Origin of the sequence: Bradyrhizobium sp. CCBAU 51765, from assembly GCF_015291725.1 — a bacterium.
Classification (GTDB): Bacteria; Pseudomonadota; Alphaproteobacteria; order Rhizobiales; family Xanthobacteraceae; genus Bradyrhizobium; species Bradyrhizobium liaoningense.
In genome coordinates, this window is sequence record NZ_CP030038.1 from 1,595,979 (window position 1) to 1,608,011 (window position 12,033).

Annotated in this window: 12 protein-coding genes and 1 pseudogene; 8 read left to right on the top strand and 5 right to left on the bottom strand. The window is 64.6% G+C overall.

Annotated features, from left to right (window positions below):
- Window positions 1-3: 3 nt before the first annotated feature.
- Window positions 4-1,260, bottom strand: coding sequence for a GTP cyclohydrolase II (locus XH96_RS07470; RefSeq protein WP_194391847.1), 1,257 nt, complete (start codon window positions 1,258-1,260; stop codon window positions 4-6).
- A gap of 385 nt (window positions 1,261-1,645) precedes the next feature.
- Here XH96_RS07470 and XH96_RS07475 point away from each other — a divergent pair, with 385 nt between their 5' ends.
- A complete protein-coding gene (locus tag XH96_RS07475) occupies window positions 1,646-2,773 on the top strand; it encodes a threonine synthase (protein WP_194391848.1) in 1,128 nt (375 codons plus the stop codon).
- A 173-nt stretch (window positions 2,774-2,946) separates the two neighbouring features.
- Here the strand turns inward: XH96_RS07475 and XH96_RS07480 are convergent, their stop codons facing one another.
- Window positions 2,947-3,762: a DUF2927 domain-containing protein gene (locus tag XH96_RS07480; protein ID WP_194391850.1), complete on the bottom strand. Its 816-nt coding sequence runs from the start codon at window positions 3,760-3,762 to the stop codon at window positions 2,947-2,949.
- Window positions 3,763-3,857: 95 nt separating this feature from the next.
- Entirely contained in the window at window positions 3,858-4,436 is a 579-nt protein-coding gene (locus XH96_RS07485; RefSeq protein ID WP_131869356.1) for a L,D-transpeptidase, read from the bottom strand.
- 263 nt (window positions 4,437-4,699) lie between these two features.
- Here XH96_RS07485 and XH96_RS07490 point away from each other — a divergent pair, with 263 nt between their 5' ends.
- Together XH96_RS07490 and XH96_RS07495 are read left to right on the top strand one after the other, a co-directional pair.
- Window positions 4,700-6,247, top strand: a complete 1,548-nt coding sequence (locus XH96_RS07490) for an acetolactate synthase large subunit (RefSeq protein WP_194391852.1) — start codon at window positions 4,700-4,702, stop codon at window positions 6,245-6,247.
- Window positions 6,248-6,445: 198 nt separating this feature from the next.
- Complete coding sequence (locus tag XH96_RS07495) at window positions 6,446-6,964, top strand: hypothetical protein (RefSeq protein WP_194394065.1); 519 nt, start codon at window positions 6,446-6,448, stop codon at window positions 6,962-6,964.
- 38 nt (window positions 6,965-7,002) lie between these two features.
- On the opposite strand, the gene XH96_RS07500 is transcribed toward XH96_RS07495, so the two are convergent.
- Window positions 7,003-7,950 (bottom strand): hypothetical protein, encoded by a 948-nt coding sequence (locus XH96_RS07500; protein WP_194391854.1) that lies wholly within the window; start codon window positions 7,948-7,950, stop codon window positions 7,003-7,005.
- A gap of 257 nt (window positions 7,951-8,207) precedes the next feature.
- A complete protein-coding gene (locus XH96_RS07505; protein WP_194391855.1) occupies window positions 8,208-8,441 on the bottom strand; it encodes a DUF3551 domain-containing protein in 234 nt (77 codons plus the stop codon).
- Window positions 8,442-8,695: 254 nt separating this feature from the next.
- On the opposite strand from XH96_RS07505, the gene XH96_RS07510 reads away from it, so the two are divergent.
- From XH96_RS07510 to XH96_RS39785, 5 genes and pseudogenes are all read left to right on the top strand, one after another.
- Window positions 8,696-9,034, top strand: coding sequence for a hypothetical protein (locus XH96_RS07510; RefSeq protein WP_194394066.1), 339 nt, complete (start codon window positions 8,696-8,698; stop codon window positions 9,032-9,034).
- Window positions 9,035-9,251: 217 nt separating this feature from the next.
- The gene (locus XH96_RS07515) at window positions 9,252-9,737 is read left to right on the top strand and encodes a hypothetical protein (protein WP_194391857.1); all 486 of its coding nucleotides are present in this window, start codon (window positions 9,252-9,254) and stop codon (window positions 9,735-9,737) included.
- A gap of 59 nt (window positions 9,738-9,796) precedes the next feature.
- Complete coding sequence (gene greA, locus XH96_RS07520; protein WP_194391859.1) at window positions 9,797-10,279, top strand: transcription elongation factor GreA; 483 nt, start codon at window positions 9,797-9,799, stop codon at window positions 10,277-10,279.
- 341 nt (window positions 10,280-10,620) lie between these two features.
- Window positions 10,621-11,298 carry a hypothetical protein gene (locus XH96_RS07525; protein WP_194391861.1) on the top strand — a complete coding sequence of 226 codons (678 nt, stop codon included), beginning with the start codon at window positions 10,621-10,623 and terminating at the stop codon, window positions 11,296-11,298.
- 325 nt (window positions 11,299-11,623) lie between these two features.
- Window positions 11,624-11,923: pseudogene (locus XH96_RS39785) on the top strand (calcium-binding protein); the annotation flags it as partial.
- Window positions 11,924-12,033: the final 110 nt, after the last annotated feature.

Here is a 12,033-nt window from a genome sequence, read left to right on the forward strand (position 1 = left end):
CGATCAGTATTTTTCCAGCGAACGCCCGACGACGCCGTCCACGGATTGCTCCGGCGCGATGTCGGTCGAGTAGTAGCCGGCGGCCTTCTTCGCGGCGATCTCGACATGGGCGTCGGCGGGAATCAGCTCCAGCGGGATCGGCACGCGCTCGACGATGTGGATGCCTTGCGAGGTCAGCGCGTCGTATTTCATGTCGCTCATCGACAGGAAGCGGTCGATGCGCTTAAGGCCGAGCCAATGGATCGTATCCGGCATCAATTGCTGGAAGCGCGCGTCCTGGACGCCGGCGACGCATTCAGTGCGCTCGAAATAGGCGGCGGCCGCATCGCCGTCCTCCTGCCGCTTGCGGGCGTTGTAGACCAGGAACTTTGTCACTTCGCCGAGCGCGCGGCCTTCCTTGCGGTTGTAGACGACGAGCCCGAGCCCGCCCTCCTGTGCGCCGCGCGCGGATTCCTCGATGCCGTGGATCAGGTAGGGACGGCAGGTGCAGATGTCGGAGCCGAACACGTCGGAGCCGTTGCACTCGTCGTGCACGCGGCAGGTGATCCTGGTGCGATGGTCGGGCAGTTTTGTCACATCGCCGAACAGGTAGACGGTGGTGCCGCCGATTGGGGGAAGGAACACTTTCATGTCCGAACGCGTGACGAGCTCGGGAAACATGCCGGCGGTCTGCTCGAACAGCGTACGCCGCAGCTCGGTCTCGCCGGTGCCGAAGCGGGCGGCGAGGCCGGGCAGGTACCAGACCGGATCGATCGCGATCTTCACCACGGAGACGCTGCCATTGGCATGCACGACCTCGCCGTCGGCGCGCAGCCGCTTTGCGGCCAGCGCCTCGCGGATCTCCGGCAGGTCGAGCCGCGCCCGCGTCACCGCGATGCTCGGGCGGATGTCGGCGCCTTCGGCGATCTCCTGGCGGAAGTTCTCGGCGACGAGATGCCCCCAGGGATCGAGCGCGACGATTTTTGTGGGATCGCTCCATTGCGGGAACGGCCCGATGGTCGCGGCGGGAAACGTGTTGGTGAGATCGGGCCTGCGAATCGGATCGAGCGCGCCGGCGGAGACGGCGAGCGCGCGGTACATCGCGTAGGACCCGCCATGGCTGCCGATCACGTTGCGATCCCCGGCGCGCGACACCGTGCCGATGACCGGCCCGCGGGCGCGCGCGTCGGTGGCGCCCCAGTAGATCGGAAAGGCGGCCTTCCTGCCCGGCTCCGGATGGGAGGTCAGGCGGATGTGGTCGGTACGGTTGGCACGGCTCATGTCCAGGCTCCCAAAAAGCCAACGGCCCGCCGCTCGGACGGGCCTGGCTCGCTTGCGTTGCCTGCCGAAGAACAGCGGTGGCGCAAGCTCAATCCAACATATTGTAGCGGCCGGCGACGACAGACAAGTTAATCGTGCCGGACGGGCAGGGCCGTTTGCGGCCACATTCCCGTCATTGGCGGGCTTGCAGGGGCCGCCTTCAGCGCCGGGTCCTCGCGCGGGCCGATCGCGCCGCCCTGCCGGCGTGCCCGACTTAAAGAATTGAAATATTTGTATTTTTCATGTTTTCAAGGGGGTGAGCATCCTTCCGCTCGGCCCGCGCCGAATCCCGGACTAAACGTGTCATCCGTCCGATCGCAGATCGTCCTTGACTTGGAGACCCCCAATGCCCGCCGCCAGCTACATCGACCCCCGCAACGGACAGCTCTATCCGCTCGACCAGCCGCGCTGGTGCTCGGACGAGCGCACGCCGCTGCTGGTGACGCCGGGTGCCGGCATCTCGCGCGAGGACATCGATGGCCGGACGCGGTCGCTGTGGCGCTACCGGGCGGCATTGCCGGTCGAGATCGCTGATCCGATCTCGCTCGGCGAGGGCTGTACGCCGCTGATCCCGCAAGGTTGGGGTGACCTGCGGCCCTTCTTCAAGCTCGAATGGTTCAACCCGACCGGCAGCTTCAAGGATCGCGGCTCTTCCGTGATGCTGTCCTTCCTGCGGCAGATCGGTGTCGATGCCATTCTGGAGGACTCGTCGGGCAATGGCGGCTCGTCGATGGCAGGGCTTGGCGCCGCCGGCGGCATGCGCGTGAAGATCCTCGCGCCCGCGTCCACGTCGCCGGCCAAGATCGCGCAGGTGAGGGCCTATGGCGCCGAGGTGCAACTCGTCGAAGGGCCACGCGAGGAGTCGGAAGCCGAGGCCATCCGCCAGTCGAGCCAGACCTTCTACGCCAGCCACAATTGGCAGCCGTTCTTCCTCGAAGGCACCAAGTCGCTCGCCTACGAGATCTGGGAGGATCTCGGCTTTCGCGCACCCGACAACGTCATCGTTCCCGTGGGCGCCGGCAGCAGCCTGCTCGGCTGCGCCTTCGGCTTCCGCGAGCTCTTGAGGGCCGGGCAGATATCGAAGCTGCCGCGCCTGTTCGCTGCGCAGCCGCTGAATTGCTCGCCGATCGATGCGAGCTTTCAGGCCGGCGTCGACACGCCTGTCGCGCGCGAGGTGCACAAGACCATCGCGGAGGGCACCGCGATCAAGAATCCCTTGCGTCTGCGCGAGATTATCGGCGCCTTGCGCGAGAGCGGTGGCAGCACCGTTGCGCTCACCGAAAACGAGATCGTCGCAGCCTTGCGGCGTCTCGCGCGACAGGGCCTGTTCGCCGAGCCGACCAGCGCCAGCGCGGCGGCGGCACTGGACAAGCTCGCAGCCGCTGGTGCGATCAAGGCGACCGAGACCACGGTCGCGGTCCTCACCGGCACCGGGCTGAAGGCCGCGACGACTGTGGCTGATCTGGTGCAGTAGGGTCGGAGCGGGCGCCGTGCTGACCCTCCCCTGGAGGGGGAGGGTCGATCGCGCGCAGCGCGAGCGGGGTGGGGTGATCTCTCCACTCGGGCAGTCCACGTGAGGATAGATCATGCCACCCCGTCTCACATTTCGCTGCGCTCAATGCGAGCCCTCCAGAGGAGGGTAAGACCTCACTCCTTCAGGTCATTCACCCGCTTCACCCACGCCCGCACATCCTTGAGCACGTCGGGCAGCACCGCCTTGACCTCGGCCACGGTCATGCCCGCCTTGATGCGGGGATCGTAGAGCAGGTTGAGGATGTACTGGTCGTAGACGTCGAAATAGCCCATCGAGACGTTGTCGTTGAACATGGTCCACGGCACGCTCGCGGTGTCGTTGATCGGCCCGAGCGATTGCAGGAGTTCCTCATAGGCGCAGTCGAGGAAGACGAAATCGCCGTTGTCGACGGTGAGGATGACGTCGGAATGCTCTATCTCGAAATCGTCGTTCTTGCGAAAGCCGGACAGGCATTGCGGGTCCAGCGAGGTGCGGATTTCGCGCGCCTTCTCCGCGCCGTAGAAGCTCGTGATGGTGCGGTAGAGATCGCGGTCGCGCACCAGCTTCACCCGCACATTCGCCGCTTCGTTGGTGTCGATCATGGCGATGTCGAGATGCCGCACGCGCCTGCCGATATCGGCCACGACTTTTGCGAGCTGCGTCTTGCGGTCGGCGCGGTCGCTCTCGGCGAACACGCGCACCGGCCCGTCGAACTTGCGGATGCGGTCGACGCGGCCGGCGAGATGATATTCGGCACCGAATGCCGTCTTCAGGAAGCCTTCGATGATCTCGCCGTCGGTGAAGCTCTTCTTCTCGGCGCGCTGGCGCGAGGAGACCGCGGGCAATTCGCCCGCGGCAGCCATGGCCGCGGTGTCAGGCAGACATGTGAGCACTGCGAGTGCAAGCAGAGTGATGCGAAGGGCAGGCGAGGACGGAACAAATGCGGTCATCGTTGCCCGACGCTGCCGTATTCACGCCGCGCACACAAGTCCACAAATTCACGCGCCTTGCGGGTTCCCGCTGCGTGCAAGCCCCCGGTCTCGCTTCAGTTGTTCAGCACCACCACGGTGGTGCCGACGGCGACACGGCTGTAGAGGTCGGTGACATCGTCATTGGTCATGCGGAAGCAGCCTGAGGAGACGGCCTGGCCGATCGTCTCCGGCTCGTTGGAGCCGTGGATGCGGTACAGCGTCGAGCCCAGATACATCGCGCGGGCGCCGAGCGGATTGTCGACGCCGCCCTTCATGTGGCGCGGCAGGTCGGGCCGGCGGGCCAGCATCTGCGACGGCGGCGTCCAGTCCGGCCATTCCCTCTTGGCGGTGATCTTGTGCACCCCGCCCCAGCGGAAGCCGTCGCGGCCGACGCCGATGCCGTAGCGCAGGGCCTGGCCATTGGGGAGAACCAGGTAGAGCCGGCGCTCGCTGGTGTTCACGACGATGGTGCCGGGGGCGTAGTTGCCGTTGTACATGACGGTGGTGCGGGGAACGGGATTTGCGCCGGAACGGAAGAAGTTCGGGCCGCCGCCCATGATGTCGCGCGTGTCGAACTCTTCGGCGAACGCGCCACCTGCCGTGGCCGACAGCAGTGCGATGGCGGCAATCGGCGCGGCAAAAAACCGGATCATTGTCTCCCCCAGAAAGAAATCGATTCAATGAATGCCACAGGCCATATTTGCAGGCATTCCGCAACCCACGGGCCCGTGAGGGATGCCATGTTCGACGATCGGCGTTACCAAATCGGCAACCACAATTTGCCGAAATCCATTAGCCAAACCGGCGCATGGTCGCGCGGGGCAGGGCGGCGATGCCGGCTATTGCTTTGACGGGACGCGCGAACAATGATTGATCGGACGGATATCTGGACATGGCCGGTTGCGGGAGCTTTGGGATGAACGGTGCGGAAAGCCTGGTGCGGACGATGGTTAAGGGTGGGGTGGATGTCTGCTTCACCAACCCCGGTACCTCCGAGATGCATTTTGTCGCAGCGCTCGACCGCGTGCCGGGCATGCGTTGCGTGCTCGGCCTGTTCGAGGGCGTGGTGACGGGCGCCGCCGATGGCTATTTCCGCATGAAGGGAACGCCGGCCTCGACGCTGCTGCATCTCGGCCCCGGCCTCGCCAACGGCCTTGCCAATCTGCACAATGCCAAGAAGGCGAACTCCGGCATCGTCAACATCGTCGGCCAGCATGCCGTCTACCACATCGGCTACAACGCGCCTCTGACCTCCGATATCGAGGGCCTGGCCCGGCCGATGTCGTCCTGGGTCCGCACCTCGCCGGACGCCAAATCGGTCGCCGCCGACGGTGCCGCGGCGATTGCCGCCGCCAAGAGCGCGCCGCCGCAGATCGCGACCTTGATCCTGCCCGCCGACACCGCCTGGAACGAGGCCGACGGCATCGCCGAGGTTCCGGCCGAGCAGCAACGCGCGAGCTATTCGCCGCAGGCGGTCGAGCACGCCGCAAGAATCCTGCATGGCGACGGCGAGGGCACGCTGCTCCTCATGACCGGGAGCGCCCTGAGCGAGCAGGGCCTGGCGCTGGCCGAGCGCATCGCCGGCAAGACCGGCTGCACCGTGATGGGCCCGACCTTCCGGCCCAAGATGGCGCGCGGCCGCGGCCGTTTCTCGATCGATCGCATCCACTACGTGATCGATCAGGCCCTGCCGATGCTGGCGAAGTTCCGTCACATCGTGCTGGTCGAGTCCGACGATCCCGTGGCCTTCTTCGCCTATCCGAACAAGCCGAGCATGCTCAAGCCGCAAGGCTGCGAGGTCCATCGCATGACCTCCTGGGGCGAGAATTCGGTCGCCGCGCTGGAGGCGCTCGCGGGCGCCGTGAAGGCCAGCGCCAGGGACGTCAAGCCGCAGGCCTTGGCCGAACTGGTGAAGCCGACCGGCGCGCTCACCTTCGCCTCGATCGCGCAGGCGATCGCCTGTGCGATCCCCGAGAACGCGATCATGGTCGACGAATCCCTGACCACCGGCCGCGGCTTCTTCCCGCCGACGGCGGCCGCCGCCCCGCATGACTGGCTCCAGAACATGGGCGGCTCGATCGGCTTCTCCACGCCGCTGTCGATCGGCGCTGCGATCGCCTGCCCGGATCGCAAGGTGATCACCATGGTCGGCGACGGCAGCGCGATGTACACGATCCAGTCGCTGTGGACGCAGGCGCGCGAGAACCTCGACATCGTCACCATCGTGTTCGCCAACCGCATCTACCAGATCCTGCGCGGCGAGTTCGACAATGTCGGCGCGGGCGAGCCCGGCCAGCGCGCCAACGACATGCTCAGGCTCGACCGTCCGACGCTCGATTTCGTCGCGCTGGCCAAGGGCATGGGCGTGCCGGGCCGCGCCGTCACCAATGCCGAGGAGTTCAACAAGGCGCTGGCCGAAGCGGTCGCCGAGCCCGGACCGCGGCTGATCGAAGTCCAGATGTAGGAGCGTTGGTTGGCCAGGCTCTCTCCCCACGTCGTCCCGGCGAACGCCGGGACCCATAACCCCAGGGAGGGGTTTGGCGAAGACTTGGGGTCCGGTACGCGCACCGCGCGCACTCGATAGACCTCGCGGTATGGGTCCCGGCGTTCGCCGGGACGACACCGAGGATGTGGCGTGCACGCGCGTTGGTCGGGAGGCATGATGCAGACCGAGCTGAACAAGGTGATCGCGGCGCTCCAGGACTTCTACGCCCACGAGGATTTCCTGTTCGAGAAGGACATCGGCGAGCGGGCGGTCACGCACCGCTTCGCCGTATATCTGGAAAAGCAGTTTTCGGGCTGGTCAGTCGATTGCAACTACGACCGGCTCGGCGAGCGCACGCTGCACCTGCCGCACGGCACCATCATCTCGACCGACGATCATCTCGGCAAGTCGATCTACCCCGATGTCGTCGTGCATCAGCGCGAGATCCCGAACAATCTGCTCGCGGTCGAGATCCGAAAGGCGAACAATCATACGCCGCTGGAGCATGATGAGCACAAGCTGCGGGCGCTCACCGATCCGAATGTCTGGTTCGCCTACACGATCGGCGTGCTGCTGGTGCTGGATAGAACCGGCGTCATGTTGTCGGACGTCTATTTCGGCGGCGGGCCCGACCGGGCATTGGCGGTGTGGTTCGCCAAGCGGCTGAATGACGCCGGTCTTGCCGGGACCTCGTGAGGGCGCCGGCGAACAGAACGCAGCCCGAATTTCCTCGCTCAGAACTTGAAGCTGCTCTGGACGAAAGTGCCGTATCGGTCGACCTGATAGGTCTGCGCCTGCCCCGCTGCTCCGCTCGCAGGCTCGGTGAAGTCGTTGATTCCGGTGTGCCAGTACCGGGCGCCAATTCCGATATTCGCGTTGGGCGTCACAGCGTAAGACAGGACCGTCTCGAGCTGGAAGCCATGGCCGTAGCCGCGCGAGGGCTCGGTGCCGAAGGTGAAGTAGTGCGTGTCGAAAGCTCTCACGTCGGAATAGGTGTAGGCGGCATCGACGGTGAGCTTGAGCGCCGGCGTAAACCAGAGATCGGCCACGGCGCCGGCGCGTACGGCGTGCAGGATGTCTCGCTCGGTGATGACTTTGACGTTGCCGGCGAGGACGCCAGCACCTTCGCAGATCTGACCGCCAGATACCGTCTGTCGGCATCCCCACGCATCAGCCAGTTCGCCGCGGTAATGGTAGCCGATGAAGCCACCCAGACGAAGGCGCGGCTCCGCATTGACCGGGTGGGACTCGTAAAAGGAATAGCCGATATCGAGGCTGGCGTAGCCCAGAAAGCCGCGGGTCTGGCTCTCCGTCTTTGTGTACGGCCCGTCGAAGAACGGCGGAAAATCCTCGTCGTTCATGGTGCCGCCGGTCATACCTCCATATCCGCCGTAGCCCTTGACGAAGAACTTCATGGGGCTGTCGATCCGGAAGAAAACCTCTCCCGAATGCGTGCTCATGTTGTGATAGTCGAGCCGTGAGATGACCGGGGAAGATCGCGAGCCGCTGGTGTGCAAGTCGTAGGCGGTGCGGCCGATGCTGTACCAGTACCGTGCGCCGACCTCGACCTGCCAAAGATTGAGCGGCTCGGGAGCCCTGACAGCCTTGATGGGCAGATCGGCGGCGCTTGCCGGAGCGACCAGCATGAAGAGGCCGGATGCGATGAATGCTGCCTTGTGCACGACGTCCTCAGCCTGCCTGTCTGGATATCCTGCGAATCGGAGTGAGACTTCGAGGCGGATTGTGGTGATTTGCTGCGAACGGAGCAATCCGCAACCTCGCCCGCGCAGCGGATTTAGGACGGTTGTGGCAACTTGGCACTACACGCGAGAGCCCGGCGACGATGTCGCTGCGCGCGCGACGGTCGAGCGGTGATCGCAGCTCGGGGCGCGCGGCGTGCGCTATCACGCACACCGCCATGTCTTCAGCCGCCGGCCCGTCAGTAATGATACGGCTGCGAGTAGGCGTAGCGCGGGTTGATGCCGCAATAGGCCGACGTTCCGGAAGCCGTGGCGGCACATTGCTGATAGCTGGCGAACTGGCAGTTGCCGGGGTAACCCCAGTTGCGGCCTTGCAGGCAATACCTGTCGTTTGCGGCCTGGGCCGGTGCCGCCGACAATGACGCGGCGATCAAGGTCGCGAACGATGCAAGGGTGAGGATGGTGCGGCGCATTTCAATCTCCTTCGAGGATGGAACGGCCGTGCCTGGCGTTCCCGCTGGACTGTCTGATGCACGGTCATGCCTATATTGGTGTCCGCGACGCCGGATGCGTTCGAGGTGAAATCATCGTGACCGCAGCCTGTGGCGGGCAATGTGATCTCCACCACAGTTCGCGCGTGGGTTCCGAGCTATTCGACGAACTTGCACGCCTCGATCCCGCGGGACTAGGCTTGCCTTCATTCGGATCAGGCATTTTGGAGGTTCTGATGCAGAATTCATATTTGCTGGCTGCAACGGCCGCGCTGCTGCTCGTGATGCAGACGCCGCTTGCGCTGGCGCAGAGTGCCCCGGCCGCCGGCGGAACCGCTACGCCTCCCGCGACAAGTGCTGCGCCGGCCGCGACGACGACGGCGCCAAGCGCAACCACCGACAGCTCCAGCCAGCCGACCGACGCCGGGAAGAGCGCATCGAAGAAGCCTGCGAAGAAGAAGATGACCCGGCGGCAGGAGATCGATCATTCGATCGACACCGGCACCGTGCCGGCGCGCTACCGCAGCTCAGTGCCGAAGCAGTACCAGCAGTATATTCCGTTCGACAAGCGGTAGTGGATCGCACAGCGGCGTGACGCGACCGAACGTCGTGCCGCCGGTGCCGTCGAGAGGCGCACTTGAAATACGGCGTTTGATGATCCGGTCTTGCTAATCCGGTCTTGGTGACGCGGTCTTGGTGATGAGGTCTTGGCCGGGAGGCTTCCGGCCCCACATCCGCCAGTGGCGGTCTGCGGGAGCGGTGCTAGAGTAGGCCGATGCCCCGGGGGGAGCAATGAATGACGAGGTGAAGGACGCTGGCCTTGTGGCGATGATCAGCGGCATCCTGGGAGGAAACAGGCGCGCAGACAGTTTTGCACCGCTGCCGATCGCCGATGTTCCGCCGACTGTGCCGGCGGATGGATCGGAGCCGGTCGAGACGTCCAGCTCCGATCTGGCAGCGGCCAACGCCGAGAACGCGGCCGATGACACGCCGGCTGCCACGAAGCCAGTCGAGCCGCCCGCGCAAATCGCAACCACGCCGGACGGCAAGCGCCTGCTGCCGGCGGAGGCGATCGCCGATCTCGTGCTCGGCGAGCTGCGCAAGCTGGAGGATTTCCCGAGCTCCGGCGTTTCGGTCACGGTCTATGGCTTCCGGAACTGGAACGCCATGCTCACCTTCGCGCCGTTCTCGACCACGTTCCAGAATGCAACGCGGTTCCGTCAGGCCATGCCGGACCTTGTCTTCAAGCTGCGCCGTTTCGTCGAACTTGAGATATAGTTCAGTGCAATCGGCGGCGCGCGGCGCCGCCATCCAAAACAGCTCGACAGGATCTTCAATTGAGCGTCGCCTTTACCAAGGAAGAGAGCGCCGAAACCGCGTCCGAGACGCTGTTGCCGGATCGCCCGATCTCGCCGCATCCGAACCTCGTGACCGAAGCGGGCCACAAGGCGTTGCAGACCGAGCTTGCCGAAGCGCGCGAGGCCTATGAAGCCGCGCAACGCATCGATGACGTCAACGAGAAGCGCCGGCAGTCGGCCGTGCCCTTGCGCGACGTCCGCTATCTCACCGAAAGGCTGCGCACGGCACAGGTCATGCCCGATCCAACCGCGACCGACGTGGTCGCCTTCGGCAGCACGGTAACGTTCAGCCGCAACGATGGCCGCGTGCAGACCTACCGCATCGTCGGCGAGGACGAAGCCGATCCGAAAGCGGGGTCGATCTCGTTCGTCTCGCCGGTCGCGAGGTCGCTGATGGGAAAGGCGGTCGGCGACGTCGTGGGGGCCGGCGCGCAGGAGATCGAGATTCTGTCGATTGCGTAGCGGCGCTCAGGGTGAGGCGAGGATTGCATGAGCAAACGGCACTCGACAGGAGCAATCTCATTCGCCTAAAGCATGATCCGGACCCGAAGGTCCGCGTTGGCGCAAGGCGCGAAGCGGTTCTCCGGAAATATCGTGCGCCAACAGGAAGCTGAGGCGCGAAGTCGATCCACCAAGATGTCCATCGCGCCAGAGCTGTCCGGAACGGAGACCATGATACCTGAAGCACGAAGGAAGCAGAGCCCCGGCAGCCGTGCCGGAATTCGGCCTGCGAGACGTTTCGGTTGTCTTCTGTTGATGCCGATGGTCTCCGCTGTGCCCGCCAAACAGGGCGCGATGATTGGATGAGAGGATTTCTGGCGGGAGCGGTACCGTTTTACGCGCTGGCTGGACTGGCCATGTGCATGTACCTCGTCCTGTACAGGACGAACCTCTTCGACTTGAACGCCATCGTCCAGGGTGCGACCGGCTCGTCATGGTTTCTGGTCTTCATGTTCGTCTGCGTGCTCCTGGAGTCGGTCTTTCCGTATTTCGGCTATTTTCCCGGGACCGCGCTCATCCTGATGTCGGTGGCTCTCAATCCGAAATCCGCGGATGTCTCCGTTTTTTTCGTGGCGTGGCTGGCCATCATCGTCGGTGCCGTTCTGAGCTACGGCCAAGCTCGTTTTTTCAGGCCGCTCCTGCAGCGGGTTGCCTCGAAAGCGGCGCTGCGTCGATGTGAATCCCTTCTGCACGCCTACGGTCCCTACGCGCGCGTCGCCTTGTTCGTTCATCCCAACGCCTGCTCGATGTATTTCACGGCACTCGGGCTTCTCGGCGGGAACCTGACGCGAGAGCTCGCCCATCTTTGCCTGGGTGCTGCAGCCTCTGTTGGCGTGCTGTTCGTCATCGTGACCCGACTTGTGTCGTCGGTAGGCCCCACCGATGACGGGCGGCTGCAGGTCTTGCTGGCGGCAGGGCTGGTCGCCATCGGCACCCTCGTCGGTCTCTACACCGCCTGGCGGGCGGAGCGGGCCGCCTGAGGCTTGCTCCGGCATTGCAAGCGGCCTGTCCGCCATAGCTCGGAGAGCGACGGCGGAAGCGACGCAATCCAGCCCTTGCAGGGTGTGCCGTGCCGACGATCGCGTGCGGGTAGGTCATAGAGCCGAGTGCATCGGTTTCGGCCTCGGGATCGTCCTGAGCAGAACCCGTGCCCTGGCGTGTCGCCGAATAATCAATTCGAGCCAGAATAATCAACTCGAGCCAAACGCAGGCATGGCGCATTCATATCGATGTCGTGTCAACGTCACAGCCGTTGGTTAACGGAGCGTTCGTGCCAGTACCAAGCCAAACAGCCAGGGAGCAAGCATGTCGCACAATCACCACGACGATCATCACCACGTCGGTCCGTTCAAAAAGATCAAGTTCGGGACCAACGGAGACGACGCCATTCCAGGGTCGAACCACAGCGACATCATCCTCGGCTTCGGCGGCAATGATACGATCGACGCCGGTCTCGGCAATGACATCGTTCTCGGTGGCCGCGGCAATGACTGGATCGACGGAGGCAAGGGAAACGATACGCTGTTCGGCGAAACCGGCAATGACGCCCTGATCGGCGGCAATGGCAATGACGACCTGCATGGCGGCCGCGGACGGGATCTGCTCCTTGGCGACGCAGGCAGGGATCATCTCAGCGGCGATGAGGGCAACGATAAGTTCCTGCTCCGCAAGGGCATGGGCGTGGACACGATCGAGCGGCTCGAAGCGGGCGATCG

Coding starts and splice junctions, on each gene's coding strand:
- XH96_RS07510 (WP_194394066.1), top strand. CDS start 8,696: ATGCAGAATTCATATTTGCTGGCTGCAACGGCCGCGCTGCTGCTCGTG.
- XH96_RS07470 (WP_194391847.1), bottom strand. CDS start 1,260: ATGAGCCGTGCCAACCGTACCGACCACATCCGCCTGACCTCCCATCCG.
- XH96_RS07475 (WP_194391848.1), top strand. CDS start 1,646: ATGCCCGCCGCCAGCTACATCGACCCCCGCAACGGACAGCTCTATCCG.
- XH96_RS07515 (WP_194391857.1), top strand. CDS start 9,252: ATGAATGACGAGGTGAAGGACGCTGGCCTTGTGGCGATGATCAGCGGC.
- XH96_RS07480 (WP_194391850.1), bottom strand. CDS start 3,762: ATGACCGCATTTGTTCCGTCCTCGCCTGCCCTTCGCATCACTCTGCTT.
- XH96_RS07505 (WP_194391855.1), bottom strand. CDS start 8,441: ATGCGCCGCACCATCCTCACCCTTGCATCGTTCGCGACCTTGATCGCC.
- XH96_RS07490 (WP_194391852.1), top strand. CDS start 4,700: ATGAACGGTGCGGAAAGCCTGGTGCGGACGATGGTTAAGGGTGGGGTG.
- XH96_RS07525 (WP_194391861.1), top strand. CDS start 10,621: ATGAGAGGATTTCTGGCGGGAGCGGTACCGTTTTACGCGCTGGCTGGA.
- XH96_RS07495 (WP_194394065.1), top strand. CDS start 6,446: ATGCAGACCGAGCTGAACAAGGTGATCGCGGCGCTCCAGGACTTCTAC.
- XH96_RS07485 (WP_131869356.1), bottom strand. CDS start 4,436: ATGATCCGGTTTTTTGCCGCGCCGATTGCCGCCATCGCACTGCTGTCG.